The sequence below is a fragment of the Methanofollis formosanus genome (assembly GCF_019633745.1).
Classification (GTDB): domain Archaea; phylum Halobacteriota; class Methanomicrobia; order Methanomicrobiales; family Methanofollaceae; genus Methanofollis; species Methanofollis formosanus.
Genome location: NZ_CP037968.1, coordinates 2,798,578 through 2,825,300 on the forward strand (window position 1 = coordinate 2,798,578; position 26,723 = coordinate 2,825,300).

A 26,723-nucleotide genomic window follows, 5' to 3' on the forward strand; every position below is an offset into this window, starting at 1 on the left:
CCGTTCTGCCGCCGGAAACCGCCCCCATATCCGGCCGAGGGCGGGTTTTCCGGTGGGGTCTGATGTTTGGGTCGGATCGATGCCGTTGAGGGGACGAGAGAGGGCGATAAAACGGGCGGAAATCGGCGCGAACCGGGGGCCCGTGGTCTGTCGGAAAAAGGGGTGGCGGTCTCTTCTCAGTACACCCCTTCCCCGGTGATCAGCACGCCTCTCACCTGATATGTCCCGTTGCACGCCCCCTCGAATTCGTGCCTGATCCTCTCCCGGTACGAGTTCGACTGCCACCCCAGCACCCACCACTGGTTGGTCCCCTGAAACTCGGTGGAGATGGTGAGGACGTTCTCGTCGTCGGCGTCGTAGGAGAGGATGAACGGCACCTCGATGAGGTGGCCTGAGGCGCCCTCGCTCAGGTAGTAGTCGCCGTCCATGCCCCCCTCCGACCCGCTGATATTCTCGGTGATCCGGTAGGGCATGAAGAGGGGTTCTTTTCCGAGCGGCGTCCTGGTATCGATCTCGTGGTCGACCGCGGTGTCGTACATACTCAGTTCCATCGCGACCGGCACCGGCGTCTCCTCCGAGTATTGGTCTGAATAGATATGCGTCGGTTGGGGGAGGTCGGATTCGTTCTCGCCCGGCATGGCCAGGATCGGTTCGATCCGGTTGGTGTAGAGCGGAGCGATCCGGTCGGCCGCGATCTTCAGCATCGGCACCCCGTTCACCTCCTCGATCTCGACCGATATGGTATCCTGATCAAAGTTTTCGAAACTGGTGCGGGAGAGGTCGACGACCGTCTCGTTCTTTCCGGTGGCTGCGTCGTAATAGGAGGGGAGGGGGACCAGGAGGGTCGCGTTCTCCAGCGGCCCGGTGGTGAAGAGTTCGAGGTCGTAGATGTGGACCGCCTGTGAAGTTTCCGGTGCGGTGAGCGTGAAGTAGCCCAGGATCAGTGCGAAGGAGACGACCAGGATGGCGACGAGGATGACGAGGGCGAGAGCGATTTTTGTTGCGATGTTTGGGAGGCTTCCCATGGGGAGTTCGTTGACGGTGGGAGATATATGGATGATCATGTGTTGTCTGGGTGGGGATATTTTGGGGTCTGAGCGTTTTGGAAAAATCTGTGTCCGGTTCCCAGAACTCATCCGTGAGATCGAAGACTGAAGATATTCCGGTTCACTCATACATTGGTTCTCAAGACTGAAATGCACGAATGGGCCGTCATCAGTGGGCTGAAAATTGTGCTCTTGTTTGTAAATGGGAGATATTTATGCCTTTAAAGTGCAATTATACAGATGAATACACTGAAGTTACTTTCGGCGCTTCTTGTTCTTTCTGCAGCGGTTATTCTCACTGCAGGGTGTTCCGGACCAGCAGACAAAGCATATGATTCTCAGTCCATCCAGGCAAATTCAAGTTCTCATGGGGGGGAGTTGGAAATCGTGTACCGTGAATATGACTGGAGTCAGGAAGGATACCTCCACGTTGGCGGGACCGCAAAAAATGTCGGTGATGAAACCCTCTCGTCTGCTCAGGTCGATGTCAAATGTTATGACAAAGACGGCGTTCTCCTACGAACGAAGTCTGATCTCGTCAGAGATCTTGAGCCCGGAGAGTCGTGGGAATATAATGTGACTTATCTGGTTTCGGATATCGAGGGTTATTACAATTTCGAAACTATTGTTGGAAACTGTTCCTAATTTTTTTAACGGCTTTTTAGAATGCCTTTTCAAGATCTTCTTGCCTTCCCGGACGGATCTTGAGAGTGGAGGCGTTTGGGTCCGGGCTCACGCGAGCTGATCTTTCCAGGGCCCGAAAAATGAGTTCTGTAGAATCAGGCATGAATCCCTGGCTCAAGCATACGGGATGAAAATTTCTCGTCGTTTGCTCTCTCTCTTTATTCAAGACAGGAGAATCTGGGGGGATCGTGTTCCATCGCCGCCCCCACCTATCTTCGTCGTGGGGGTCCGGGGTTTTCCCCCGGCGCGAGATTGCGGGAAAGATTTGACGATTCAGGGCGGTCGATCCATCAGAGGAATTTTCTATCCTCTGCGTATAGGTTTCAAAGGGATATAGCGAGTTCAAACTCTCATGAAAACCTGAAGAGAGGATCGCCAGGATCATTTTCATGGAACATATCCCAAAAGTATCCCGAACATGAATCTTCGTCCGTATCAAAACCCTTCATTCCAAAAATTCTGATCGCAGACCTTCCGCTGGGTGGCTGGTTGCCCCCCGTTCCCCCCGCAGAAGATAGGGTGGAGGACGGTAATCCCCTTTTCAGCATCATCACGTGCGCCTTCCCGCCCCTATCGCAATCCCGGGGGTCCGGGGGCAGAGCCCCCGGCACGAGCATGCGGGAAGGCAGACCGATCGACGTGCCGCCCTACATAGAGACTAAAAAATGTTCTTCCGCTTTCTTTCGCCGGGGGGAGACCCCCCGGACCCCCCGAAGATAGGGGTCGGGCGGCAGAGCACCAGGTGAAAGGATAGAAGAAGGCGAGAAATGGATGTTCACGCTATGAAGAGAAGGGAGTTTTACACCATCATCTTTCTTTATCTCTGGTAGAGGGGGAAGTCAGGAGAGTTTTAGGAGGACCTCATGGTAAACCATCCTCTTTTCATCACTTCAACCCCCTGTGAACCGAATCCCCCTTCCCTCATGCTTGTGCCGGGGGCGCTGCCCCCGGACCCCCGGGATGAAGATTGGGTCGGGAAGGCGGAGAGATGACCATGAAGAGGGGGTTGCAATCCGCCACCTATCTTCTCGCGGGGGATCCGGGGGGACGACCGGAGGGAGTCGAGAAGATCTTTGATCTTCGAACGGCCAGCCCCCCGCAGAAATAGCCATCCTGAGCATTTCTACAAAGCCAAAAAATGTGAAAAAAAGTTCTGTGAAGGTTGGACGGATCCTGACCATCATGAAGCGGTCTGCCATGGGCCGCTCCCGAACACACACCGGCGATACGGCGGTAACGTGCCGGTGTCGGGTTCGAGGTCTTCATTCCCGGAGGAGCAGAAGGGTCTGCTCATGCCGAGGTATTTCGCCACATCGCTGTGGCATGAACGATCATGAAACGGTCGCGAGGATAAATATGGGCCGTGCGGTGCGAAAGTGATCGCCTCTCCGGCGGGGGCTGAGTGTGGGGGGTCGATCATGGGAAATATCACCGATACGTACTGTCCTCCTATGGCCGTCACCAGGTATGTGCCCGTATCGGAAGAGGTGTGGTCCGACCTCTCCGCGTTGAAAGGCCCGGGCCAGACGTACGACGATCTTCTTGCCTCGATGATTGAGCAGGAGAAGAAGCGGCGGTTCGTTGAGGAGATGGACCGCATCGAGGGGGAAGGGGAGTTTGTGGAGATGGGGTTTGGGGGGCGGGGTTGTGGGTGATTGAGAGGGGGGTGGCTCTCTTTATTATCCTGAGTTTGCCACCTGGCTTCTGGAGGTGCTTCAAGTCCCATAAATATCCGAAATAGGGCTTTGCAGAATTCCTCTAGATGGTTCTCTTTGACGGGGGGCTGGCCGCCCCCCGACCCCCCCGCGTGAAGATGGGCGGTGGACGGCAACCCCCTCTTCATCGCCATTTCTTCGCCTTCCCGCTCCTATCTTCGGGGTCAGGGGGATCTCCCTCCCGAACGTGAACATGAGAAAAGGCGATGGCTTCAGTTCACCGAGGGGTTGAGTGATGAAAAGAAGATGGTCTCTCCAGAGCCCACAAGAGTCTGAATAGAATTTGACCGTTGCGTTCAATGTGTGGGTAAAATGCACGTTTTATTATCTGAACGTCAGATCCATCAGAAATTGAAAGCCAAAATGAGGAGGTTTCAGGAGATATTTTTCCAGATACCTGGAACGGTCAAATTCTATTCTGCCACATTCTGAGAAATGTGAGCGGAGTGGCAAACTTAGGCTCAACCATCATCCATCGCCATCTTCTCCGAGAGGAAGGCCTGAAAGTTTTGGGATGAATTCCAGAATTATTTGCCCGATCAGAAAAAATACGAATAAAAATAGATAGATTTCAAGTTTGATTTATCCCAGTTTCCAGATGGGGGAGTCATCCTCGCTGAGATCAGCCTGAAGGTATGTGGATGCAAGGTCAGAACTGGTTGGGATCTCGTAAACAAGGTAACCGGAGGTATGCTCCTTACGTTCGAGGGTGGTACTGGAGTAGATGGAACCGACGCCTTCGAGATATCCGCTTAGATATTTAGGGGAGTATTCTCTGCCATCAAGAATGAAGGAAAATTCAGACACTCCTGGGGTATAGAACCATGTGGATCCCTCGCCGCCTGAGCCGAGGTGATAGACCTCTACAAGCACACAGAGGAACTCCTTCCCTTCCTGCGCCTCATGCTTGGTTGACTTTTCCCCTATCTTTGTGGTGTAATGACTCAACCGCTTGGTTGGCCCGACTTTTACCGAGATCGTGTTTCCATGAGGTGCGTCCCTGAACTTGTATCTATCCTCAAGATCGAGGGTCTCAGAATCATCGATATCTCTATTTGCATCCTGACCCCAACTCATAAAATCCGTTGAAACACTATCCTCATCTATAATTCTATAGACTCTGGAAACAACAGCAGGTAAGGAGACCTCATTCCCTAATACTGTCGTATATGATTCTATGCCTACGACCTCTGCATAAATGTCTAACATATCATCTTCCAGTACCCGCACATCTGCATTATTAATTTCAACCCAGACAATATCACCTGAATATACGCCGAAACCATGACATTTTGTGCTTAATCTAATTATATAGTCTTTATTTCCAGTTTCAGAAACCTGTACTGCTTGACCTGTCAGATGAACAACGTTGCCGATATATCTTTCATTATATCTGAACAGGTCATCATATGGAACTTCTATAGAACTAGCGATTATTTCTTGTTTTGACATTCCATCTGTTTGTAAGTCATGCGAAGATGAAGTGCATCCACAAATCAAACAAAATGACAATAAAATCAATGGGACTGTTAGATAGTATTTTCCCTTAGACATGTAATTAAAATATGGTGCGATCATCGATAAATATTTTTAAACGGGATTATTTTGCTGATTAGGTCGTTATTGGGGGGACTTTTTGATCTTAAGTTGGATTCTATCATTTAATCTGAAATATTTGCGATTTCAAAGTTTTTTCGGGTTATTGTGATTTGAAGATGACCTCCCCTCACAAAGAGGAGAATCATCTCTCCTCTCTCAAAAAAAGATTACTCCAGAGTGATCGTCCCGGCCACCCGCAGACTCCCACCCTCGAGATACGTCACAACCGCCTTCGAACCGTCCTTAAAGACCAGTTCCTTCTCCAGTTCGACGGTGACGCGGCTGCCCTCCACGGCAACGACCCGCGACGGCAGGAACTGTACCCAGTGCCCCAGATGGAGGACCATCCCCTCAGTAACAGGAGTCTTCCAGACCGGGACGAGGTCCAGGGTGCCGGTGACGGTGGTCTCGTACCTGAGCGTGGGGTCGTTGGAGAGGACGTAGCCGCGGTCGAGGTCCTCCTCGTCGACGTTCTTGAGCGCGAGGCCGACGCGGTCGCCCACCGTCGCCTCGTCGAAGTTGTCGTCGTGCTTCTGGATGGAGCGGACGAGTGCCGTCTTCTCGGTCGGGAAGACCCTGAGGTCGTCGTGCTTCCTGAGCGTACCGTCGGCGACGGTGCCCAGGATCACGGTCCCGATCCCGCGGACATTGAAGAAGTGGTCGATGGGCACGATGCAGGTCTCCTTCGTCTCGGCGTCGGCATGGGCGCGGGAGGCTTCGTCGAGGAGCCGCTCCCTGAGCACGATGAGGTCGTCCTCCACGCACTCGTAGCCCTCGAGGCCCAGGCCCTTCAGGAGCGGGGCCACCTGCTCGGGGGCGATGTAGTTGCGCAGCACCAGGAAGCCGCGGGGCACCCCGGCCGCCCGGAGCATCAGCAGACACTCGCCAAAGACAGCGTCGAGCTGGTCCACCACGATGACCGCCGCGTCGGCCATCGACGCCGCATAAAAGAGCGGGGCGAGACGGTCGGGATAGCGGGTCGGCTCGATGAAGGTGATCGTATCGGCGCCCTTCTTGAGGTTGTAGAAGGTGATGTCGGTGCTCGTCCCTTTCTTGCCCAGGTCCTTCGCATACCCGGCGGGGCCCAGCACCGCAACCGTGAGGTTTGCCATGGTTAGGTATTGGCAGGAGGACGGCATAATGGTTCTCCGGCGGGCAACCGCCCGGATCACCGGGTTTCGCCCGGGCCGGATCGAAGCGGCAGATGTATATACTCACCGTCAGAATCGCGGGATGGTGCCGGCAGATGAGAGAGAGACTCAACGAGGCCGCAGGCTATGCCCTGCTGGAGAAATACGGGATCGGCGTGCCCGCCCACCGTCTCGCCCGCGACCGTGCGGAGGCGGTGGCCGCGGCCAGCGCCATCGGCTACCCGGTGGTGATCAAGGTCGTCTCCCCCGAGATCGTGCACAAGTCCGACGTCGGCGGAGTGGTGACCGGCGTCGCCGACCGGATCGGGGTCATGGCGGCCTACGAACAGGTCCGCACCGCCGCCGCGGCCGTGCCCGACGCACACTTCGAAGGAGTGATCGTCGAGGAGCACCTCCCGCCCGGCCGGGAGTTTCTCATCGGCGGGACGACCGACCCGGCCTTCGGGAAGGTGCTCACCGTCGGGACCGGCGGCACCCTCGTCGAACTCCTCAGGGACGTCTCGTTCAGGGTGCTCCCCATCGACGAGGCCGGGGCGCGGGCGATGGTGAAGGAGATGCGGAGTTATCCTCTGGTGAAGGGCTACCGCGGCGCCCCGCCCCTCGACGAGGAGGCGCTGGTCCGCGCCGTCCTCGCGGCGGCCCGCCTCTTCGAGACCGAGGCGGTCCTCGAGTTCGACATCAACCCCCTCGTCCTGTACGCCGACGGCGTCGCGGCCGTCGACGCCCGGATCGTCGCCGGCACCCCGGAGGTTAAGCAGATGCCCGAGATTGCCCCCTTTACGTTCCCAGAGCCCCGGACCATTGCGGTCGTCGGGGCCTCCGCCGACCCGGCCAAGGTCGGGTACGCCGTCATGAGAAACCTGCTCGGCTTCGACGGCCGGCTCTGTCCGGTCAACCCGCACCGCGAGCAGGTGCTCGGCCTCCCGACCTATCCCTCGGTCGGGGCGATCAGGGGCGAGGTCGACCTCGCCGTCGTCGCGGTCAGGGCCTCGCTGGTGCCGGGCGTCGTGCGGGAATGCGGCGAGAAGGGCGTGCCCCTCGCCGTCGTCATCTCCGCGGGTTTTGGCGAGACCGGCGAGGCCGGGCAGCGGCTCGAGGAGGAGACCGCGGCCATGGCTAAAAAATACGGAATGCGCCTCCTCGGCCCCAACTGCCTCGGGCTGATGCTCCCCCACCAGGGGATCAACGCCACCTTCGACCCCATCGCCCCGCAGAAGGGCCACCTCGGGTTTCTCTCGCAGAGCGGCGCCGTGATCACCACCGTCGTCGACTGGAGCGTCATGACCGAGACCGGGTTCTCGGCGGTCGTCAGCGTCGGCAACCAGGCCGACCTCGGCTTCGCCGACCTCCTCCCGGCCGTCGCCGCCGACCCGGCGACCAGGGCGGCGATCCTCTATGTCGAGGAGGTGAAAGACGGCCGGCGGTTCCTGGAGGCGGCGCGGCGGGTGACCGCAACCGTCCCGGTCATCGCCGTCAAGTCCGGCGCCTCCGCGAAGGGCCGGGCCGCTGCCTCCTCACACACCGGGTCGCTCGCCGGATCGTACGAGGTCTACGCCGCCGCCTTCAGGCAGGCCGGGGTGCTCCAGGCAGGGTCCATCGAGGAGGCCTTCCAGCTCGGCGAACTCCTCGCCTCGGAGGGTTACCCGCAGGGCGAGCGCGCCTACGTCATCTCCGGGGCCGGGGGGTTCGCCGTCCTCGCCTCCGACTATGCCGAGCGGCACGGCGTCGCCCTCCAGACCATACCCGACGACATCCTCAGGGAACTCGACGCCGTCCTCCCGCCCATCTGGAACCGCGCCAACCCGATGGACATCGTCGGCGACGGCGGGGCCGGCCGGTACGCCCGCGTCTTCGACGTGATGATCGAGCACCAGGACGCCTGGGACATCGCCTTCGTCGTCACCGTCCCCTCGGCCGTCCTCAACCCGGTCGAGATCGCCCACGAGATCGTGCGCTTCTCCAGGAAAACCGGGAAGATGGTGGTCCCCTGCCTCCTCGGCGGGGAGACGATGCGGGGGGCGGTGCGGGTGCTCAAGAAACACTGCATCCCGAACTTCCCCGAGATCGAGGACGCCTTCAGGGCCGTCGGGACGGTGCTTCGGAGCGAGCGGCGGGGGAGCGGGGCGCGCCCTGCCTGCGACCGCCGCGAGGAGAGGGAACGGTTCAGGACCGCACCCCTGCCGCCGCCGCCCCCGTGAGTGCTATTGGCCCACTCTGGGGGGCTATGTTCATCGATGTTGCCTTCCCGGCCCTATCGCCCTCCCGGGGGTCTGGGGGCAGAGCCCCCGGCGTGAAGATGTAGGAAGGCACGTCGATCAGGTGTGCCGCCCCAAATCGGAGGATCTATTCTGGAATCTCGCGCCGGGGGAGACCCCCGGACCCCCACGGACGAAGATAGCCGAGGGGCAGCGATTGAACGGTATCTTCCGGGTGCCCTGTCTCGAGGATAGGGATCCCCTCCGATTCAACAGAGCCCCTTGATCCTTCTCCTTGCGACAGAAGATCGGCCAGAAATCTCTGAGCATGCCGCCCCCGCCTATCCTCTCTCCATGGGGGAACCCCCCGCAGAGATAGCCACCCAGAGAATTTACCAAATGATCCAGAAAACTGTCTCTCCAGGTTTGCATGAGGATTTGATCCTTCCATGCTCCCCCATAGCTGATACACATAGGACATATCCACTCTCCGAACAATTCATCCTCTGCCTCCCCCGCCCTATCTTCATCCCGGGGGTCCGGTGGCTGCGAGCGTCAGCGAGCATGAGAAAGCCGAAGGCTTTCGAGAGAGCCCCCGGCGCAAGAGTGTGGGACGGCGTGATGATCAGACGTAACGCCCCAATCGGAGAATCTTTTCTGAAATCTCGCGCCGGGGGGCCATGCCCCCCGGACCCCCGGGAACAGAGGATAGGTGGGGGCGGCACGGTGCTCGAGTTCTGGTCGTTCCCCTGTCACAAGGAGAAAGATCAAGGATCCTTCCACGCCCCGGAGACCTGCAATATGAAATTTTCAACCGCGTATGCTTGAGCCCGGGATTCATGGGCAATTCTACAAAACCCCGCGACCAAAAACTTTCTACCGAACCCATCAAAGAGAGAAACGTTGCCGATATGAAAAAAGTCCTGATCAACGCACGCAAAGAGGACTACGAAAACCTCGCCTCCATCCTCGAGGAGCACCACCACGTCGTCCTCAGGCAGGACCCGGTCTACGAGGTGAAGGTCTTTCTGCCCGACACCGACCTCGACGCCTTCATCGATGAGGTGCGGGAGACGATCGACCTGCGGTACAAAGAGAATCTTATAGAGGTCTCCTCGCCCGAGTTCGTTATCTCGCCGTACCTCAAGCGGGCAGAAGAGAAGGCGGAGAAGACCGAGAAGACCCCCATCGAAAAACTCGTCGAGACGACGAGACCGTACCTCCGCCTCAGCCCGGGCACCCTGGCCATGACCTCCATCGCCGGACTCATCGCCCTCACCGGGCTCTTTCTCAACAACGCCGCCGTGATCATCGGGGCCATGCTCCTCTCCCCGATCCTCGGGCCCATCTACGCCTTCGCGATCAGCGTCGCCGTCGGCCGCGGGGAAGACGGCCTGCGGAGCCTCTCGGTCCTTGCCGCCCTCCTCCTTTCGGTCTTCGTCCTCTCGGCCCTCACCACCGCAGGCCTCCACCTCCTCGTCCCGCTCGCCGTCACCCCAGAGATCCTCTCGCGCACCGTCGTCAGCCCGATCTACATACTCATGGCAGTCCTGCTTGGGTTCGCGGCGGTGCTCGCCCTCGACCGCGGGATGTCGGACCTCATCGCCGGCGTCGCGATCGCCGCCGCCCTCCTCCCGCCGACCGTCGTGGCCGGGATCGCCACTGTCCTCCTCACCGACCGCGTCCTCCAGGCAGGCGTGCTCGTCCTGGAAAACGTCGTCGGGATGCTTGCCGGAGCGCTCATCGCCACCCTCGTGCTGGGAATCGGCGCCCGCGAGTACTACGAGCAGGTCGCCGCGAGGAAAGCGATGGTAAGGACCGCCCTCGCCGTGGCCCTCCTCCTCGCCATCCTCTTCGGACTCAGCCTGACCCTCACTTGATCTCGATCCGCTCGCCGGTCAGCATGAAATGGACCTTCTCGCCCATCGAACAGCAATGATCGCCGCACCGTTCGAGGTAACGGGCCACCATCACATAGTCCATCCCGCGCTCGATGTTGCGCGGATCCTCCATCATATAGGTGAGCGCCTCGCGGAAGACCGAGTAGCGGAGGTCGTCGACACAGTCGTCGCGGGCCGAGAGATCTTCGATCGGCGAGACGTCCCTCGTCTCGTACGCCTTCAGGACGTCGTCGACCATCGAGACGACGATTCCCGCCATGTGGGGGAGGTTCAGCATCCGTCCCAGGTGGTGGCCGGCGCCGGCGAAAGGGGGGACCAGCAGGGCGATGTCCTTGCCGTAGCGCCCGATGCGGTACAGCGAAGCGTTCATCCTGATGGTGCAGATGATCGCCCGCAGGTCCTGAGCCATTGGCTGGTACAGGGCGATGAGGGTGAGCAGCCGCTCGTCGAAATCATCGGACCGGCGTGCGAGTTCGTCTTTCCGCGCCAGCACCAACCCGGCCAGGTCCTCGTCGCCGTTCTTCAGGGCCTCGAAGGCGTCGACGAGCATTCCGCGTGCAAAATGTCCGTATTCAAGAAACTCATCTCTGAGAGTGTCCAGTTCTTCATGAAACTTGTCGCTCATCTTCCACCTACCCGAACCTGCCGGTGATGTAGCGTTCGGTCAACTCCTCCCGCGGCGCCTCGAAGACCTGCGGGGTCTCCCCGAACTCGACGAGTTCGCCGAGGTACATGAACCCGGTGGAGTCGCTGACCCGTGCCGCCTGCTGCATGTTGTGCGTGACGATGATCACCGTGTAGCGGGTCTTCAGTGCTTCGATCAGTCCCTCGATCTTCGCGGTGGCGATCGGGTCGAGGGCCGAACAGGGCTCGTCCATCAGCACCACCTCGGGCTCGACGGCCAGGGTCCGCGCGATGCAGAGCCGCTGCTGCTGCCCGCCCGAGAGACTGAAGGCCGGGGCGTCGAGGCGGTCCTTCACCTCGTCCCAGATCGCGGCGTCCCGCAGACTCTTCTCGACGACGGCGTCGAGGGCCGAACGGTTCCGCACCCCGTGGACGCGGGGGCCGTAGGCGACGTTCTCGTAGATGGACTTGGGGAAAGGGTTGGGCCGCTGGAAGACCATCCCGATCCGTTTCCTGATCTCGACCACGTCGACCTCAGGGGCGTAGATGTCGGTGCCGTCGAAGCGCACCTCCCCCTCGATCCTGACATTCTCGACCAGGTCGTTCATCCGGTTGAGACAGCGGAGCAGGGTGGACTTCCCGCATCCCGAAGGGCCGATGAGGGCGGTGACCCGGTGCCGTGCAAACCCGACCTCGATGTCCTTGAGGGCGTGGTGCTCCCCGTAGTAGAGGTCGAGGTGGCGGGCGGTGATGATTGTGTCGTTCTCTGTCATGGTTCACCAGTGGATCTTCTTCTCTGAACGGTACCTGAGGGCGATGGCCGCGGCGTATATCCCGACGACCAGGACCAGGAGGACGAGGGCCGTCCCGTACTGCTGTTCTTTTGCGCCCGGCACGGTGGTCGCCAGGATGTAGAGATGATAGGGCAGGGCCATCACGGGTTCGTCGAGCGAGGAGGGGAGAAAACGCGTGGAGAAGACCGCCGCCGTGAAGAGGATGGGCGCAGTCTCCCCCGCGGCCCGGCCGACGGAGAGGATGGTGCCGGTAAGGATGCCCGGCACGGCCGGGGGCAGGACCACCCGACTGATCGTCTGCCACCTGGTGGCGCCGAGGGCGAGGCTGCCTTCCCGCACCGAGGCCGGCACGCTCCGCAGCGCCTCCTCGGTCGTCCTGATGATCGTCGGGAGGACCATCAACCCGAGGGTGATCATCCCGGCGATGAGCGAGACCCCGAAGTTGAGATAGATCACCAGGAAGGCAAACCCGAAGAGCCCGAAGACGATGGAGGGCGTGCCGTTGAGGAGGTCGATCCCGGTCCTGATCGCCGCGGTCACCCGGCCGCCGCGGGTGTACTCTGAAAGATAGACCGCGGCCCCGATCCCGATCGGGAGGGCGAAGAGGATCGCCCCGCCGACGAGGTACAGGGTGCCGACGATCGCCGGGAAGATCCCGCCGGCCCGCCCGAGGTCGCGGGGCGGCTGGGTGAGGAACTCCCAGCTGATGGCCGGGAGGCCGTTGACGATGATGTAGCCCAGGATGACGGCGAGGACGGCGATCACCACCCCGACCGCCGCCCAGAGGAGGGCGAAGGTGAGGTGCTGCACGCTCTTTCTGGAGAGGGGGCGGGGTAAGAGGGCGGCGAGCCGACCGATCGTTTCGCGGACCGGACGGAGGCTCAGACCCCGGCGCTTCTTCGCCGTCCCTTCCCCGGCCCGGATCGTCTTCATGATCCGGAGGGCGACGAGGTTGACCGCGAGGGTGATGAAGAGGAGGACCACCGCCACGCCGAAGAGGGCGTAGTAATGGGTGCTCCCGACGGCCACCTCGCCCATCTCGATCCCGAGGGTGCCGGTGAGCGTGCGGATCGGGGAGAGGAGGTTGGTGATCGGGTCGGGGATGATCGCCGCGTTGCCGGTGACCATGATCACCGCCATCGTCTCGCCGATGGCCCGGCCCATCCCGAGGATGACCGCGGCGGTGATCCCGGAGAGGGCCGCGGGGACGAGCACCCGGCTGATCGTCTCCCACCTGGTGGCGCCGAGGGCGAGGCTCCCTTCCCGGTACGACGACGGGACGCTGTGGAGAGCGTCCTCGGAGACCGAGATGATCGTCGGGAGGGCCATGACGCCGAGGAGGATGGAACCGGCCAGCCAGCTCTCGCCCGAAGGGACGTCGAAGGCGATCCTGAGCCAGTCGGTGAGGACGATGAGGCCGAAGAACCCGTAGACGACCGAGGGGATACCGGCAAGCAGTTCGATGGCAGGTTTTGCCACGGCCTTCACCTGCGGCGGGGCGAGTTCGGCAAGGCAGACGGCGCTCCCGATGCCGAGGGGGACGGCGATGACCATCGCCCCCAGGGTGACGAGAAGGGTGCCGACGACGAGGGGCCAGATCCCGTAGGCCGGGACGGCGCCGGTCGGGTTCCAGGTGCCGCCGGTGAGAAACTCGAGCGGGCTGACGGTGGCGAAGAGGGGGAGGGCGTTGTTGAGCAGGAAGAGGAGGATGAAGAAGACGGTGAGGGTGGCGAAGGACGCGGCAAGGAACCAGAGCGACCGAACGCCCTGCTCTTTGAGGTTCCTCAGCCCGGCCCTCCGCGGTTGGTGGGTCTCTGACATGGTTGACTCCAAAAAAAAGCCCGAAGGGTGGAGAGCTTTACTGCACCGGGACGAAACCCTCTTCTTCCACGATCCGCTGACCATCCGGGCTGAGGATGAAGTCGAGATACTCCTGTGCCACACCGGTCGGTTCGCCGTCGGTGAACATATTGAGCGAACGGGCGATCGGGTACTGGCCGCCGGTGACGGTGGCGACGCTCGGATCGACCGGGGTGCCGTTCACCTCGATCGGGACGGCCTTCACCGAGCCGTCGAGGTAGCCCAGGCCCACGTAGCCGATGGCGCCCGGTGTCTGGGCGACGGTCTGCTGGACCGCACCGTTCGAGTTCTTCTCGAGCTGGGTGGCGACGAAATCTTCCTTCTCCATCACGGAGTCGTGGAAGAACTCGCGGGTGCCCGAGGCGCTGTCCCTGCCGACGACGACGATGGTCTCGTCGGGCCCGCCGACCCCCTTCCAGTTGACGGTCTCGCCCTTGTAGATCGCCTTCACCTCGGCGGTGGTGAGCGGGCCCACCGTGTTGGACGGGTGGACGATGAGGGCGATCCCGTCGAGGGCGACGACGTGCGAGACGAGGTCAGGGAACTGGGTCTTCTCCGCGTCTTTCAGGTCGCGGGAGGCCATGCCGATATCGGCGGTGCCCCCGCCGACGGCCTGGATCCCGACGCTGGACCCGCCCCCGCTCACCTGGATCTCGGTCTTGGGGTGGGTGTCCATAAAGAGGTCGGCGGTCAACTGGGCGATCGGAAGGACGGTGGTGGACCCGGTGACCGAGATGCTCTCCCGGGCCTCGGGCGGTTGGGTGGGGCCGTCGCCGGTGCCCATGCACCCGGTGAAGAGTGCGGCGCCGACGAGGAGTGCCAGGACGCACCCGACAAGGATGGTGGATTTCATGGTCTTCATGGTAGTTCGCCGACATCATACTCTCACCGTAAAAATATAACCCCTCTCGACAGAATCCATATTTCTCCCTATACCTATTGGACACTATGTATCACTATAGAGCAAATACAAACACATATATCCTCGACGGGAAAAGAAAACCCTGAATGGAGATCAGGAAAGTTCAGGTCACCGGCGGCTCCTCCTATATCGTCTCCCTCCCCAAGGAGTGGGTGAAGACCTCCGGGATCCGGAAAAACGACCCTGTCGGGCTGATCACCCAGCCGGACGGCACCCTCCTCGTCACCCCGAAGATCACCCCCGAGGTGGCGCAGCGGGAGAAGCGCTTCGAGGTGAGTGCGGCCACCGACCAGACGTTCATCTTCAGGTGCCTCATCGGCGCCTACATCGCGGGGTACACCACGATCACCCTCTTCGCCCGGGCCCGCCTCCCGCCGCAGATCAGGATCCAGGTGCGGCAGTTCACCCAGATGGCCATCGGCCAGGAGGTGGTGGACGAGACCGAGACCTCGATCACCATCAAAGACCTCCTCAGCCCGGCCGAGATGCCCTTCCAGAACACCATCAAGCGGATGGGCGTGCTGGTGCGCGGGATGCACCGGGACGGCGTCGAGGCGCTGACGAGCGGGAACCGGCGCCTGGCCGAGGACGTGCTGACGCGGGACAACGACGTCGACCGCCTCCACTGGCTCGTCGCCAGGCAGACCAATCTCGTACTCGCCGACCCCAACCTCTCCAGGAAGATGGGCGTGAGCCCCTCGATGGTCATGAGTTATTTCCTCATCTCGCGGATCATCGAGCGGATCGGCGACCATGCGACCCGGGTCGCGAAGAACGCGATCCTGCTCCTCGACGACGGCGCCACCGGCACGGTGACCGGGATGGTCCGCGAGGCGAGCGCCACCTCCCAGACGCTCTTCGACCAGGCGCTCAGGTCGCTCTTCAGCCAGGACCTGGAGGCCGCCAACGAGACCCTCAAACGCCTGCCTGACCTGGAGAGTCAGGCGCGGGCCATCAATGAGGAGGCGATGCAGTTCGACGCGGCGACGGCGACGGCGGTCGTCGCCCTCTCAGACAGCATCAGGCGGACCGGCGAATATTCGGGCGACATCTGCGAGACGGTCATCAACCACCTCATCGACGAAGGGGCGTGAGCGGAGGGGGTGCGGGGCTTCGTGATCGCTCGTCTTCCCTTTCGCGCGTTTTCCGGGGGTGCGGGCGCCGCATGGAGATCAGTGCGGGAAGGTCAACGGCCTGAAGATGTATACTCAAGAAAGGGCTCTGTAGAATTTTTCATGAGGCGAGCGCCCGCCTCAAGCATACGCGATGAAAATATCAGATCAGATCTGGATCGATTCCTGACCCTCATCCTTGCGATCGATGAGTGAATCGAAGTCGAGCATCATGCCGCCCCCCGGCGCGAGACAGCGGGGAAGATGTTGCAATTGAGGGCGGCCGATCTGATCGACGTGCCTTCCCGAACCCTCGCGCCGGGGGCTCTGCCCCCGGACCCCCACGACGAGGATAGGCGGGGGCGGCGATGAAACCGGATCTTCCAAAGGTCCTGTCGCGAGGATTGGGGTCCCGCCCACACGCCGTAGCGCAGCTCAGAAAATTTTCATCCCGTATGCTTGGGCCGGCGGTTCATGCCCAATTCTACACAGCCCAAGAAAGTTTGTACGATGAATCGGTGAAGATGTCATGAACAAAAACCGGGATTTCTTAAATGTCCTCTATTTTTTACGATAGGCCGGCGATGCCGTTGCCGTCTCCCCGGCGTTCCTGATTTTCGCAGACAAAACCCGCAGATATATATGTCCATCAAAATAATCCTCGAGTGTATCCATCATGCCCAAAAAGATCCCCCTGATCATGATCCTTATCGCCGCCGCCCTGATCCTTGCTGCGGGATGCACCCAGCCGACATCGGAGATCCGGTCCGCCGGGAAACTCGACGGCTTTGATGCGTTTGTCACCCGGACGATGACTGAATACGAAGTTCCGGGCGCCGTTGTCGGTATTGTCGAGAACGATTCGGTCGTGTACTTGAAAGGGTTCGGCGTCCGTGAAATTGGGAAACCCGGAGCTGTGGACCCTGACACCAGGTTCCAGATCGCATCGGTCACCAAGTACATCACCGCACAGGCAATCGGCACGCTCGTTGACGAAGGAAAACTCGATTGGGACACGCCGGTCGTCACGTACATGCCGGACTTTGCGTTCAAAGAGCCTTATGTCACCGGGCACGCAACGCTCCGGGACCTGCTTGCCCACCGGACCGGCTTAAAAGAATACGACGGCGATATGCTGGGCCGGCTCGGGTACTCGAACCGCGAGATGCTCGAACGGATGCGATACCTCGACCTGCCGTACGGGCTCCGGGAAAAATACGCGTACTCGAATGCCGGATATTTCATTGCCGGGGAAGTCGCGGCAGGCACGGACAACCGGAGCTGGGAGAACCTGACCGACGCCCGGATACTCCGGCCGCTCGACATGACCCGCTCGGGAGCCCATCCCGAGACCCTGTACCTCGACGACAACCATGTCGTTGCCCATGGCGGCAGTGAGGGAAATGTCACCGTCATCCCGCTCGAAGAGGCAGCGCTTCCGGCCGGCGGCCAGGTGGTCTCCACCGGCCGCGACATGACGCAGGTTCTGCGGATGATGCTCAACAACGGTTCGATCGACGGGAAGCAGGTTCTTTCGAAACAGACCGTGGCGGAGATCCATACGGCGAGCCTGGTCGCAGGACGTGCCGGCCCGCTGGGAGATCCCGACGGTGCGGTCTGCCTCGGCTGTGACGCCTATCATTTCCTGGGCGAGCGGGTCATCGAGAAGAACGGGGCGCTTGAAGGGGTCAGGTCAATCGTGATCCTCGTCCCGGAGAGGAAAGTCGGCCTCGTGGTGATCGCAAACAAGCAGTTGACGGTATTTCCCGAGGCCGTAAGAGACGAATTCCTCGAACGCTACATCGACAGAAGCGGAGTCGACTTGCAGGCACGGGAAAAACTCAACCAGAAAGGATGGTATTCCCTTTTAATGAGCATGGAGGTGCCGACCGATGCACAGCCCGCAGGGATCCCGGCGTCCGCGGTTGCGGGAACGTACACCAGCGACCTGTACGGCACGATGATTCTTACCGCGGGACCGGACGCCGACACCATGACCGTCCTGCTTGGTCCGGCAGAATACCCTGGCACCCTGGAACACCAGACCGGCGATACCTGGTACCTCTCGTGGCCGAACCCCGACGATGCAGTCGGCTATCTCACCTTTGCCGCAAAACCGTCGGGAACAGTCACCGGCTTTTCATCGGATGACTACGGACCGTTTGCCCGGGCATGAACGGGCCAGAAAAACGGCTCTGTAGAAAACATCCTCTTTTTCATCAGCTCAACCCCCCTGTAACCTTCATCCATCGCCTTCCCTCCTGCTCACGACCGGGGACGCGATCGAGAGCGTCGTCTTCTCCTTCAGCGTCCCGAAGGCGTGGCTGGAGGAGCAGGGTCTCGACCCCGCGGACGTGGTGCTGTACCGCTACTGCGACGGAGGATGGGGGCCTCTGCCGACAGCGATCGATGAGGATGACGCGACCACCCGGCACTTCTCGGCCAGGAGTCCGGGCTGCTCCCTCTTTGCGATCGGCGGCGATCCCTCCTCGCCGGCCGCGGCCGCGGCCCCGTCCGAGACGCAGACTTCCTTCCCCGCGGCGATGCTCGTCGTTGCGATAGCGATCGCCGCGATGGCGGTCAGGAAGAGAGAGTAACCCCTCTCTCCCCCTTCTTTTTCTCGCCCGACATCCTTCGCCGGGGCCGGGCAAGCTAAAAATACCCCGGCGACCATCTCCCCTCTGATCGCCATGACCGACGAGAAGACGCTGGTGGAGGTGAACGACAGCACCTGGGAAGGGCGGGTCGAGAAGGGCGAGAAACCCGTCGTGATCATGTTCTACAGCGAGACCTGCCCTTTCTGCAAACAGATCGAACCGTTTTTCCGGCAGTTCGCCGGGGAGTTCGGGAACGACCTCCTCTTTGCCCGGTTGAACGTCTCGCAGAACCCCTGGACCGTCGAACGATACGGCGTGCGGCAGACACCCACCTTCAAGTTCTTCTGCCGGGGCCGTCCCGCCCAGGAGATCGTGGGGGCGGCGTTCCCGGCCCTGCTCAGGAAGAACATCCGGGAGTTTCTGGAACACGGGGAGGCATGTGTCCGGAGCAGTCGGGAGATCGATTACGAGATCACCGGATACGGGTGAAAGTCTCCGATCGCCTTCATACGTTTTTTGGGCCCTCGATGGGTGGAAGGGAGCTTCCTGAGTTGGGATTTCGCAGAATGGTATCGGTATCATATCCCGCCTCTGTCCCCCCGATCGGAATTATATTATGGCGAAAATGGGGGACAAAGAATTCAAATGAAAATAGAAATCTATTTATATTGCTGGTGTCAACCATAATGCTGGAGCGAGCAGGGGTCTCAGTGACACGTCCCCCCCGTAACATGTGTCTTTTTTCTGAGGCGTCTGTCCCTCCACTTTCCTGTGATCCCATTCCATGAGCCACCGCTCTCGAGTATCCCGCACCCCCCGCCCCGAGATCTGAGTAATTTCTTGCAATATCCCGGATCGGACCCTCCGATATGCATATCTGGTCCTGACACCTCCCCGACCCAGGGGAAGGATTTATATATTGGTCGGGGAATGAATGGCTGTGTGGGGGACAGCATGAAAGGGCTAATTCTTTCCGGCGGCCATGGGATCAGACTCAGACCACTCACGTACTCCCAGCAGAAGCAGTTGATCCCGGTTGCCAACAGGCCGATACTCTTCTACTGCATTCAGGACCTTATCGACGCAGGGATCCACTCGATCGGGATCATCATCGGCCCGAACCGGGAGCAGGTCATCAGCGAGGTGACCGCTCACGAATGGGACGCGGAGATCAAGTTCATCAACCAGGACCACCCCGGCGGCCTGGCCCACGCGGTCAAGGTCGCGGGACCCTTCCTCGGGGACGACCCCTTCGTGATGTACCTCGGCGACAACATCCTGCTTGGCGGCATCCAGAAATTCGTGCAGGAGTTCCGGGACTCAGGGGCAGAAGCAAGCCTGCTCCTCACGAAAGTCGCACACCCGGAGGAGTACGGGGTCGCCCTCGTCGACGAGCAGAAGAAGGTGATCGTCCAGCTCCTGGAAAAGCCGAAAAACCCGCCCTCAGACCTGGGCATCGTCGGGATCTACGGGCTGACGCCCAGGATCTTCGAGGCGATCGAGCAGATCAAACCCTCCTGGCGGGGCGAACTCGAGATCACCGACGCCCTTCACTGGCTGATCCTCAACGGCCATGACGTCACCTACAACCTGGTCGAGGGGTGGTGGAAGGACACCGGCAAACCCGAAGACCTGCTGGACGCCAACCGCCTCATCCTCGACGCCCTCGTCGCGGAGAACGGGGACGGCCCGGGCGGCGCGCGGGTCGAGGAAAGCACGGTCGCGGGGCGGTGCCGGATCGGGAAGAACACGGTCATCAAGGAGAACTCGGTGGTGAAGGGTCCGGTGATCATCGGCGACGACTGCATCATCTCCAACACCTACCTCGGGCCGTACACCAGCATCGGCAACGGCTCGCACCTTGCGAACACCGAGATCGAGGACTCGATCGTGATGGAGGGGACGGTCATCATGAACTCGGAACGGATCGTGGAGAGTCTGATCGGAAAGAACGTGACCATCAACCGGAACGGCCGGCACCCTGGCGGGCGGCGGTTCGTGATCGGCGACAACTCGAATGTGGTCATCTGAAGAATGGGGGGAACAAGCAACGTGAAGATCATCATCACCGGCGGGGCCGGGTTTATCGGGTGCAACTTTGTCCGTCTGCTGCTTTCGCGCTACCCGGAGGCAGAGATTACGGTCTTTGACAAGTTGACGTATGCAGGACGAATGGAGAACCTTCATGGGTTCAACGGCCAGATCGAGTTTGTCAGGGGGGACATCTGCTCGGCCGACGAGGTGGCGGCGCTCGGCGACTGCGACCTCCTCTTCAACTTCGCCGCCGAGACGCATGTCGACCGTTCGATCGAGGACGCCGGGGTCTTTGTGAGGACCGACGTCCTCGGCACGTATACCCTCCTCGAACACGCCCTGCACCACGACGTCGGGCGTTTCGTCCAGGTGAGCACCGACGAGGTCTATGGGAGCGTGCCGAACGGCTACTCGCGGGAGCATGACCCCATGTGCCCGTCCTCCCCGTACTCGGCCAGCAAGTGCGGGGCCGAGATGCTGGTGAAGGCCTACCACACCACCTACGGCCTCGACGCCGTCATCACCCGGAGTTCGAACAACTTCGGGCCGTACCAGTACCCGGAAAAACTCATCCCGGTCCTGATCCTCCGGGCGCTCCGGGACCAGCACCTCCCGATCTACGGGAACGGCCAGAACATCAGGGACTGGATCTACGTCGTCGACAACTGCGAGGGGATCGCCGTCGCCGCTGAGGAGGGGGAGTCGGGCGAGGCCTACAACATCGGCGGCGGGAACGAGCGGACCAACCTGGAGATCGCGCGGGCGATCCTGGCGATCCTCCACAAGCCCGAGAGCCTCATCACCTATGTGGCCGACCGGCCGGGGCATGACCGGCGCTACGCCCTCGACTGTTCCAGGATGCGCGAGATCGGGTGGAAACCCAGGTTCCTCTTCATGGACGCCCTCAGGCACACCTGCCGGTGGTACCAGGAGAACGAGCGGTGGTATGCCCCGCTCCTGCTGGCGCATTCCTGAATCTTTTTTTTCAATGGCTCTGGAGAAAATATCCTCTTTTCATTCCCTCAACCCCTGTGAACCGAATCCATCGCCTTCCCTCATGCTCACGCGAGGGGCGGAGCCCCCGGCACGATTGATGAGGGGAAGGCGTGATGATCGGATGTGCCGCCCTCATCAAAGAATCTCTGCCGCTGTCTCGCGCCGGGGGGCCGACTCGAAACACTTCGTGTTTCTCCTGCTCGTTATCACTCGCATCTCGAAAATCGGCTTTGTAGAAAACTTCTTGCTGAATAGCTCTGCGGGGGGCTAGCCGCCCCCCGGTCCCCCCGCGCGATTCGATAGGCAGAAGACGGCATCCCGTCTTTCAGGATCTTTTGTTCAGCCTTCCCGGTCCTATCTTCATCCCGGGGGTCCGGGGGCAGCGCCCCCGGCGCGAGGGCGTGGGAAGGCAAGTGATGATCGGTGGGGCGCCTCCCTTCGGAGAATCCTCCACAGCCAGCCAAAAAAACAGAAACGATCGAGGTCTCACGACCCCTTCTCTCTTCCCCTGAAGATATAGGCGAGATAACTGATGATGACGCCCAGGGCGAGAAGGAGGAGCCCGCCTGTGATGAAGAGCATGCCCAGAAGAGACTGGCCGAGCGGGAGGGGGGCCGCGGCGAAGGGTGCGGCGGCCGCCGCATACCAGGATACCGACCCGAGGAAGAGGAGCGCCCCGCCGAAGGAGCCGAAGGTTATCACCGGGTGTTTGAAACCGATGTTCCTGACGATGTTGTTCAGGACGCCGAAACCGTGGGTGAGCGGGTGCTTCTTGTGCTTGTTCGGGACATCGTACTTCACCGAGACCGGCACCTCGCGGATCCTGGAGCCCTTCTCGGCGAGGCTTGCGATCATGTCCGACTCCACGCTGTAGCCCTCCGAGTCCATGGTGAAGTTCTGGATCGCACTCCGGCCCAGAACCCTGAACCCGGACTGCGAGTCGGTCGTTTTGACGCGGGAGTCCATGTTCGTCATCGTCGTGAGCACCCCCTGCCCGATGCGTCGGTAGAAGGGGATGCCGTTCTTTGTGTCGTCCAGAAAACGCGACCCGATGACGAGATCGGCGTCGCCCTCCCTCACCGGCGCGAGCAGGCTCGGGATCTCGTCGGGGTCGTGCTGCCCGTCGCCGTCGAGGAGGACGAGATACGCAAAGCCCCGCACCCGTGCATATTCAAGGGCCGTCTTCACGGCCGCCCCTTTTCCAGCATTTTTCTGATGGGTGATCACGATCGCGCCGGCCTCCTGCGCGATGGCACGCGTGTCGTCGGTCGACCCGTCGTCGACCACCAGCACCTCGTCGACATATCGCCGCGCCTTGAGCACGACCGAGCCCACGGAGAGGGCCTCGTTATAGCATGGTATCGCTGCAATCGATCGGTCGACGGGCCGCCGCCTGACCTCGGGGCCGATGATCACGGTCCCCTGCTGAGCGGTCCCCTCATTATAATGATGTACAATCGCCTCTGATCTCACGTGGTCCCCCCCAATGAAAACCAGGATTCAAGATCTCTCACCGGTCCGTCGCACCAGGAGGCAGGACCGGCATCATCCGGGTCATGGAAATATTCCCGGACGGTTTATGAATGAGACCTAAATGATAATCTTATATATATGGTTTTCTCCTCGCTGGTGGTGAGCAGACCATTCTGGTCCAGAGGTCCGCCTGATCGAACCTGATATGGATGTCGTTCTTTTCAGGGCCTCTTATCGGGGGGGAAGGATCTGGCAAGATGCCAAAATGAAGTTGCAAAAAGAAGAAGTCGCCGGCGACTGTCTCGCTCGTTCACCGCAGCCCAAACGCTCCGTCCGACGGCGGGAGGCATCGCCAGATTTTTCATCACAGAGGACCAACATAGAATGGATCCTGCCCCAGTGGCTTAGTGGCATAGCGGCTGACTTGTAATCAGCAGGTCGCGAGTTCAAGTCTCGCCTGGGGCTCTCTACCTTTTGTTCAAAGCCCTGCCTCGTTTCTATGATATCGTCATGATGACCTGCCGGTGTCTCGGGGTGAGGCGACGAAGGGAGGCGCCGACCCCTCCCACCGGTTCCCGGTCCGCCACCGGGAAGATTAAATTGAAGACCTGCCCAACCATTCTGCTCACCCAGGGGGAAGACCATGCCGGATATGGGCAAACCGCACTGCATCAAAAGACTGCCGACGAAGGTTCTCGTCAGGGACATGTCCGAAGAAGAGGCAAACGAGTACGTCAGGAAACATGCCCGAGAGCACTACGAGATCCCGGGCGACTATGAGATCCGCAATATCTGTATCCTCGGGAAGGGCCCGATGCTTGTAGGGATCAAAGAGAGAAAGAGAAAACTCATCTTCACCTTCACCAGGCCCTGCTTCGGGACCGACGTCCTGGAAATGGACACCACCCCCGACGAGATCGAGAGGATCCGGGCTGACCTCAAGAAGGACTGACCCCTTTTTTCCGTCGCCCCTCGGCGCGGTGCGGGTACTTGAAGACCTCGCAGGCGCAAACCATGGGGTGATGACTCGGATGAACTCTCTGGTCGGCCTCGTCGCCGTCGCGGTGCTGGTGATCGCCGCGGGGTGCGTCGGCGCCGCTCCGAAACCGACGACCGGCGACACGGTCTCTGTCGAGTACACCGGCACGTTCGATAACGGCACGGTCTTCGACACCAATGTCGGGAAAGAACCGTTCTCGTTCACCATCGGGAACAGCGAAGTGATCCCAGGATTCGAGAAGGCGGTCCTCGAGCTTGCCGAAGGCGAGTCGGTGACCGTGACCATCCCGGCCGCCGACGCCTACGGGGAGTACGACGCGGCGAGGATGAAATACGTGGACCGCGCCACCTTCCCGGAGAACATCACCATCGGCCAGATGTTCCTGATGAAGAACGGCGAGAACTGGGCGCGCTTCACCGTCACGGCGATGAACGAGACGACCATCATCATGGACGGGAACCACGCCCTCGCCGGCGAGGACCTCACCTTCACCATCACCCTGCTCTCGATCCAGACGCATGGAAACGCCTGAGAGGGACGGGGCCTGGGAACGCGACTACCGGCAGCGGGGCGCGCTCTGGGGCGGGGCGGTTCACGACCTCCCCCGCCCGGCGCCCGGTGACCGGGTGCTTGAACTGGGCTGCGGCAACGGCAAGACCCTTTCCGGCCTGACTGGACAGGGGGCGACGGTCGTCGGCCTCGATATCGCCGGGAGTGCGGTCGCCCTCGCCGCCAGGACGACTCGAGCGCACCTCCTCGTCGGCGACGTCCGCCGTCTCCCCTTCCGGGCCGGGTCGTTCGACACCGTCTGCGCCCTTCATCTCCTCGGGCACCTGCGCGGCGACGACCGGCGGACCGCCGCCCTGGAGTGCGGCCGGGTGCTGAAGGAGGGAGGGCGTCTCTATTTTCGGGCGTTCTCGGTCACGGACATGCGTGCAGGGAACGGAGAGGAGGTCGAGCCCCGCACCTGCCGGCGGGGCGGCGGGATCCTCGTCCATTACTTCACCGAGGAGGAAGCCGCGGCCCTCTTTCCGGATCTCGTCCCCCTATCGGTGACGACCCGGCGATGGGCGCTCAGGGTGCGGGGGGTGGACCACCCGCGCGCGGAGATCGCGGCGGTCTTTGAGAAACCGGAACGATCGGCTCTGTAGAATTTCATCACGTATGCTTGAGGCGTCCTCCAGGCTCAGGATTGATTCAGCAAAGCGGTTATAGAATCCTGTGTATGTGGTAGATCACCTGAATAAACGGAAAAGAACCTACTTATACATTCAGGGGAAAGAAAACTGTTCTGTGAAAGAAGACGCCGTAGACACCTCTGTCAGAATACAGGACGGGTGGGCCATCGTCTCGGTCGCCGGGCGGATCGACGCGGGTTCGGCCGGCACCCTCCAGGAGACGCTTGCCCCGCTCGTCGACGACGGCCAGAAGAAGGTTCTCGTCGATATGGCCGGGCTCGATTATATCAGCAGTTCGGGGCTGCGGGTGCTGCTGGCCACCCACAAGGCCCTCCAGAAACAGGGCGGGTCCGTCGCCCTCGCCGCCCTCACCCCCTTCGTCCAGGAAGTCTTTGAGATCTCGGGCTTTCTCAGGATCTTTTCGGTCTATGAGGACGTCGACGGGGCGATGGGGGCGCAGGGACAGACCTGATGACGCCGCAGGTCGGGGACTTCATCGTCCTCTTCGAGATGATCTGCGTCATCGTCGTCGCGGCCTATTTTATCACCAGGACCCGGACCTTCACCGACGCCCTGGAGCGACGGCTCACCCCGAAAGGATCGGCCGCCTTGATCCTCTTTTTCGGTGCCCTGTCCATCTACGGCACCCTGAGCGGCGTCGAGGTGCTCGGCGCCCCGATCAATGTCCGGGACCTCGGGCCGATGGTCGCCGGGGTCTTCTGCGGCCCCATCGTCGGCATCGGGGCCGGACTGATCGGTGGCGGGTTCAGGCTCGGGATGGGCGGGTTCACCGCTGTCCCGTGCGCTGTCTCCACCGTGCTCGCCGGCCTCCTCGGCGGCGGCGTCTACCTGCTTCTCCGCCGCGGCGACCTGCCGGTGCCTGAGGTGAAGACCGTCGTCGCCTTTGCCGTCGGGATGGAGGCGCTGCACATGGGGATCGTCCTCCTCACCTGTTCGCCCTTCGACGCGGCCCTGGCCCTGGTGAGGCAGGTCTCGGTCCCGATGGTCCTGGCCAATGCGATCGGGATGTTCGTCTTCGCCTTCATCATCACCAACCTGGTCACCGAACGGCGGACGCAGACCGAACGCGACACCTACCAGGAAGAACTCCGGGTGAAGAAGGCCGAGTTGAAGGTCGCCGCCGAGATCCAGCAGACCTTCCTCCCGCGGAGCATCCCGACGATGCTGGGCTTCGACCTGGCTGCGGTGAGTTGCCCGGCCCGCGAGGTGGGCGGCGACTTCTACGACGCCATCCGTCTCCAGGAAGGAAAGACCGGGTTGGTCATCGCCGACGTCTCGGGCAAGAGCGTGCCGGCGGCGATCTACATGGCCCTCTCCAGGACGATCATCAGGGCGATGGCGGCCCGCCACCCCGACGTCACCCTTGCCCTGGAGGACGCGAACTCCATGCTCCTCGAGGAGTCGGACACCGGGATGTTCGTCACCCTCTTCTACGGCGTCCTCGACGAAGAGACCCGGACTCTCACCTATGCCAATGCCGGCCACAACCCCCCGCTCCTTCTCAGAGACGGCACCGACGAGTTCATCTCCCTGCCCCCGACCGGGGTGGCGCTCGGCGCCATGGAGGATATGGAGTACGGCACCGGCGAGGTGACCTTCGGGGTCGGCGACCTCCTGGTACTCTTCACCGACGGGGTGACCGAGGCCTTCAGCCCCGAGGGCGAGGCCTTCGGGAACGAACGTCTGGAGGAGACGGTGCGGGCCGCCAGGACGCTCCCGGCCGCGGCGATGATCCGGGAGATCCGGGACGCAGTCCGGGCCTTTGCCGGCGAGGGGCCGCAGGACGACGATATCACGGTGATGGTGCTGAAGGGGGAGTGA

The 26,723-nt window shown here is 61.2% G+C and carries 24 protein-coding genes and 1 tRNA gene; 16 read left to right on the forward strand and 9 right to left on the reverse strand.

Annotation, left to right across the window (positions count from 1 at the left end; genetic code table 11):
- Window positions 1-176: 176 nt before the first annotated feature.
- Window positions 177-1,025 carry a hypothetical protein gene (locus E2N92_RS12735; RefSeq protein WP_220681523.1) on the reverse strand — a complete coding sequence of 283 codons (849 nt, stop codon included), beginning with the start codon at window positions 1,023-1,025 and terminating at the stop codon, window positions 177-179.
- 261 nt (window positions 1,026-1,286) lie between these two features.
- Here E2N92_RS12735 and E2N92_RS12740 point away from each other — a divergent pair, with 261 nt between their 5' ends.
- Window positions 1,287-1,691, forward strand: a complete 405-nt coding sequence (locus E2N92_RS12740; protein ID WP_220681524.1) for an FxLYD domain-containing protein — start codon at window positions 1,287-1,289, stop codon at window positions 1,689-1,691.
- A 16-nt stretch (window positions 1,692-1,707) separates the two neighbouring features.
- On the opposite strand, the gene E2N92_RS12745 is transcribed toward E2N92_RS12740, so the two are convergent.
- On the reverse strand, window positions 1,708-2,121 hold the full coding sequence (locus E2N92_RS12745; RefSeq protein WP_220681525.1) for a hypothetical protein: 414 nt from the start codon (window positions 2,119-2,121) through the stop codon (window positions 1,708-1,710).
- Between the two features lie 1,027 nt (window positions 2,122-3,148).
- On the opposite strand from E2N92_RS12745, the gene E2N92_RS12750 reads away from it, so the two are divergent.
- Window positions 3,149-3,385 carry a hypothetical protein gene (locus E2N92_RS12750; protein WP_246589231.1) on the forward strand — a complete coding sequence of 79 codons (237 nt, stop codon included), beginning with the start codon at window positions 3,149-3,151 and terminating at the stop codon, window positions 3,383-3,385.
- Window positions 3,386-4,027: 642 nt separating this feature from the next.
- Here the strand turns inward: E2N92_RS12750 and E2N92_RS12755 are convergent.
- Together E2N92_RS12755 and E2N92_RS12760 are read right to left on the reverse strand one after the other, a co-directional pair.
- Window positions 4,028-4,897, reverse strand: a complete 870-nt coding sequence (locus E2N92_RS12755) for a hypothetical protein (protein ID WP_220681526.1) — start codon at window positions 4,895-4,897, stop codon at window positions 4,028-4,030.
- Window positions 4,898-5,211: 314 nt separating this feature from the next.
- On the reverse strand, window positions 5,212-6,156 hold the full coding sequence (locus E2N92_RS12760) for an EF-Tu/IF-2/RF-3 family GTPase (protein ID WP_220681527.1): 945 nt from the start codon (window positions 6,154-6,156) through the stop codon (window positions 5,212-5,214).
- Between the two features lie 134 nt (window positions 6,157-6,290).
- Between E2N92_RS12760 and E2N92_RS12765 the strand changes: the two genes are divergently transcribed.
- On the forward strand, window positions 6,291-8,393 hold the full coding sequence (locus E2N92_RS12765; protein WP_220681528.1) for an acetate--CoA ligase family protein: 2,103 nt from the start codon (window positions 6,291-6,293) through the stop codon (window positions 8,391-8,393).
- A gap of 908 nt (window positions 8,394-9,301) precedes the next feature.
- Window positions 9,302-10,270: a TIGR00341 family protein gene (locus E2N92_RS12770; RefSeq protein WP_220681529.1), complete on the forward strand. Its 969-nt coding sequence runs from the start codon at window positions 9,302-9,304 to the stop codon at window positions 10,268-10,270.
- Here E2N92_RS12770 and phoU read toward each other — a convergent pair.
- From phoU to E2N92_RS12790, 4 genes are read right to left on the reverse strand one after another with little or no spacing between them, the layout of a single operon-like run.
- Complete coding sequence (phoU, locus tag E2N92_RS12775; RefSeq protein WP_220681530.1) at window positions 10,263-10,916, reverse strand: phosphate signaling complex protein PhoU; 654 nt, start codon at window positions 10,914-10,916, stop codon at window positions 10,263-10,265. The two genes, E2N92_RS12770 and phoU, sit on opposite strands and share 8 nt — an antisense overlap.
- Window positions 10,917-10,923: 7 nt before the next feature.
- Complete coding sequence (gene pstB / locus E2N92_RS12780) at window positions 10,924-11,688, reverse strand: phosphate ABC transporter ATP-binding protein PstB (RefSeq protein ID WP_220681531.1); 765 nt, start codon at window positions 11,686-11,688, stop codon at window positions 10,924-10,926.
- A gap of 3 nt (window positions 11,689-11,691) precedes the next feature.
- On the reverse strand, window positions 11,692-13,530 hold the full coding sequence (pstA, locus tag E2N92_RS12785) for a phosphate ABC transporter permease PstA (protein WP_220681532.1): 1,839 nt from the start codon (window positions 13,528-13,530) through the stop codon (window positions 11,692-11,694).
- Window positions 13,531-13,567: 37 nt separating this feature from the next.
- Window positions 13,568-14,431, reverse strand: a complete 864-nt coding sequence (locus E2N92_RS12790) for a phosphate ABC transporter substrate-binding protein (protein ID WP_220681533.1) — start codon at window positions 14,429-14,431, stop codon at window positions 13,568-13,570.
- A gap of 146 nt (window positions 14,432-14,577) precedes the next feature.
- Here E2N92_RS12790 and E2N92_RS12795 point away from each other — a divergent pair, with 146 nt between their 5' ends.
- The 6 genes from E2N92_RS12795 to rfbB all read left to right on the forward strand — a co-directional run bounded on the left by E2N92_RS12795 (window position 14,578) and on the right by rfbB (window position 21,209).
- Window positions 14,578-15,585, forward strand: a complete 1,008-nt coding sequence (locus tag E2N92_RS12795) for a phosphate signaling complex PhoU family protein (protein ID WP_220681534.1) — start codon at window positions 14,578-14,580, stop codon at window positions 15,583-15,585.
- Window positions 15,586-16,279: 694 nt separating this feature from the next.
- Window positions 16,280-17,779, forward strand: a complete 1,500-nt coding sequence (locus E2N92_RS12800) for a serine hydrolase (RefSeq protein ID WP_220681535.1) — start codon at window positions 16,280-16,282, stop codon at window positions 17,777-17,779.
- Window positions 17,780-17,927: 148 nt separating this feature from the next.
- Window positions 17,928-18,200: a PGF-pre-PGF domain-containing protein gene (locus E2N92_RS13830; protein WP_425515769.1), complete on the forward strand. Its 273-nt coding sequence runs from the start codon at window positions 17,928-17,930 to the stop codon at window positions 18,198-18,200.
- Window positions 18,201-18,293: 93 nt separating this feature from the next.
- Complete coding sequence (locus tag E2N92_RS12810; RefSeq protein WP_246589233.1) at window positions 18,294-18,689, forward strand: thioredoxin family protein; 396 nt, start codon at window positions 18,294-18,296, stop codon at window positions 18,687-18,689.
- Between the two features lie 465 nt (window positions 18,690-19,154).
- Window positions 19,155-20,231: a glucose-1-phosphate thymidylyltransferase gene (locus E2N92_RS12815; RefSeq protein WP_220681536.1), complete on the forward strand. Its 1,077-nt coding sequence runs from the start codon at window positions 19,155-19,157 to the stop codon at window positions 20,229-20,231.
- Window positions 20,232-20,252: 21 nt separating this feature from the next.
- On the forward strand, window positions 20,253-21,209 hold the full coding sequence (gene rfbB, locus E2N92_RS12820) for a dTDP-glucose 4,6-dehydratase (RefSeq protein WP_220681537.1): 957 nt from the start codon (window positions 20,253-20,255) through the stop codon (window positions 21,207-21,209).
- Between the two features lie 507 nt (window positions 21,210-21,716).
- Here rfbB and E2N92_RS12825 read toward each other — a convergent pair.
- Window positions 21,717-22,703, reverse strand: a complete 987-nt coding sequence (locus E2N92_RS12825; RefSeq protein ID WP_220681538.1) for a glycosyltransferase family 2 protein — start codon at window positions 22,701-22,703, stop codon at window positions 21,717-21,719.
- A 393-nt stretch (window positions 22,704-23,096) separates the two neighbouring features.
- Between E2N92_RS12825 and E2N92_RS12830 the strand changes: the two genes are divergently transcribed.
- The 6 genes from E2N92_RS12830 (at window position 23,097) to E2N92_RS12855 (ending at window position 26,723) form a co-directional block, all read left to right on the forward strand.
- Window positions 23,097-23,168 (forward strand) — tRNA-Thr (locus E2N92_RS12830).
- A 178-nt stretch (window positions 23,169-23,346) separates the two neighbouring features.
- The gene (locus E2N92_RS12835; protein ID WP_220681539.1) at window positions 23,347-23,655 is read left to right on the forward strand and encodes a DUF1894 domain-containing protein; all 309 of its coding nucleotides are present in this window, start codon (window positions 23,347-23,349) and stop codon (window positions 23,653-23,655) included.
- Window positions 23,656-23,734: 79 nt separating this feature from the next.
- Window positions 23,735-24,235, forward strand: coding sequence for an FKBP-type peptidyl-prolyl cis-trans isomerase (locus tag E2N92_RS12840; RefSeq protein WP_220681540.1), 501 nt, complete (start codon window positions 23,735-23,737; stop codon window positions 24,233-24,235).
- A complete protein-coding gene (locus tag E2N92_RS12845; protein ID WP_220681541.1) occupies window positions 24,222-24,854 on the forward strand; it encodes a class I SAM-dependent methyltransferase in 633 nt (210 codons plus the stop codon). The genes E2N92_RS12840 and E2N92_RS12845 overlap by 14 nt, the downstream gene beginning before the upstream one ends.
- 142 nt (window positions 24,855-24,996) lie before the next feature.
- A complete protein-coding gene (locus tag E2N92_RS12850) occupies window positions 24,997-25,353 on the forward strand; it encodes an STAS domain-containing protein (RefSeq protein WP_220681542.1) in 357 nt (118 codons plus the stop codon).
- Window positions 25,353-26,723 (forward strand): PP2C family protein-serine/threonine phosphatase, encoded by a 1,371-nt coding sequence (locus tag E2N92_RS12855; protein ID WP_220681543.1) that lies wholly within the window; start codon window positions 25,353-25,355, stop codon window positions 26,721-26,723. The genes E2N92_RS12850 and E2N92_RS12855 overlap by 1 nt, the downstream gene beginning before the upstream one ends.

What these genes read in the sequence shown, in the direction of transcription:
- E2N92_RS12735 (WP_220681523.1), bottom strand. Translation starts at nt 1,025, where the DNA reads ATGGGAAGCCTCCCAAACATCGCAACAAAAATCGCTCTCGCCCTCGTC.
- E2N92_RS12740 (WP_220681524.1), top strand. Translation starts at nt 1,287, where the DNA reads ATGAATACACTGAAGTTACTTTCGGCGCTTCTTGTTCTTTCTGCAGCG.
- E2N92_RS12745 (WP_220681525.1), bottom strand. Translation starts at nt 2,121, where the DNA reads ATGAAAATGATCCTGGCGATCCTCTCTTCAGGTTTTCATGAGAGTTTG.
- E2N92_RS12750 (WP_246589231.1), top strand. Translation starts at nt 3,149, where the DNA reads ATGGGAAATATCACCGATACGTACTGTCCTCCTATGGCCGTCACCAGG.
- E2N92_RS12755 (WP_220681526.1), bottom strand. Translation starts at nt 4,897, where the DNA reads ATGTCAAAACAAGAAATAATCGCTAGTTCTATAGAAGTTCCATATGAT.
- E2N92_RS12760 (WP_220681527.1), bottom strand. Translation starts at nt 6,156, where the DNA reads ATGGCAAACCTCACGGTTGCGGTGCTGGGCCCCGCCGGGTATGCGAAG.
- E2N92_RS12765 (WP_220681528.1), top strand. Translation starts at nt 6,291, where the DNA reads ATGAGAGAGAGACTCAACGAGGCCGCAGGCTATGCCCTGCTGGAGAAA.
- E2N92_RS12770 (WP_220681529.1), top strand. Translation starts at nt 9,302, where the DNA reads ATGAAAAAAGTCCTGATCAACGCACGCAAAGAGGACTACGAAAACCTC.
- phoU (WP_220681530.1), bottom strand. Translation starts at nt 10,916, where the DNA reads ATGAGCGACAAGTTTCATGAAGAACTGGACACTCTCAGAGATGAGTTT.
- pstB (WP_220681531.1), bottom strand. Translation starts at nt 11,688, where the DNA reads ATGACAGAGAACGACACAATCATCACCGCCCGCCACCTCGACCTCTAC.
- pstA (WP_220681532.1), bottom strand. Translation starts at nt 13,530, where the DNA reads ATGTCAGAGACCCACCAACCGCGGAGGGCCGGGCTGAGGAACCTCAAA.
- E2N92_RS12790 (WP_220681533.1), bottom strand. Translation starts at nt 14,431, where the DNA reads ATGAAGACCATGAAATCCACCATCCTTGTCGGGTGCGTCCTGGCACTC.
- E2N92_RS12795 (WP_220681534.1), top strand. Translation starts at nt 14,578, where the DNA reads ATGGAGATCAGGAAAGTTCAGGTCACCGGCGGCTCCTCCTATATCGTC.
- E2N92_RS12800 (WP_220681535.1), top strand. Translation starts at nt 16,280, where the DNA reads ATGCCCAAAAAGATCCCCCTGATCATGATCCTTATCGCCGCCGCCCTG.
- E2N92_RS12810 (WP_246589233.1), top strand. Translation starts at nt 18,294, where the DNA reads ATGACCGACGAGAAGACGCTGGTGGAGGTGAACGACAGCACCTGGGAA.
- E2N92_RS12815 (WP_220681536.1), top strand. Translation starts at nt 19,155, where the DNA reads ATGAAAGGGCTAATTCTTTCCGGCGGCCATGGGATCAGACTCAGACCA.
- E2N92_RS12835 (WP_220681539.1), top strand. Translation starts at nt 23,347, where the DNA reads ATGCCGGATATGGGCAAACCGCACTGCATCAAAAGACTGCCGACGAAG.
- E2N92_RS12840 (WP_220681540.1), top strand. Translation starts at nt 23,735, where the DNA reads ATGAACTCTCTGGTCGGCCTCGTCGCCGTCGCGGTGCTGGTGATCGCC.
- E2N92_RS12845 (WP_220681541.1), top strand. Translation starts at nt 24,222, where the DNA reads ATGGAAACGCCTGAGAGGGACGGGGCCTGGGAACGCGACTACCGGCAG.
- E2N92_RS12855 (WP_220681543.1), top strand. Translation starts at nt 25,353, where the DNA reads ATGACGCCGCAGGTCGGGGACTTCATCGTCCTCTTCGAGATGATCTGC.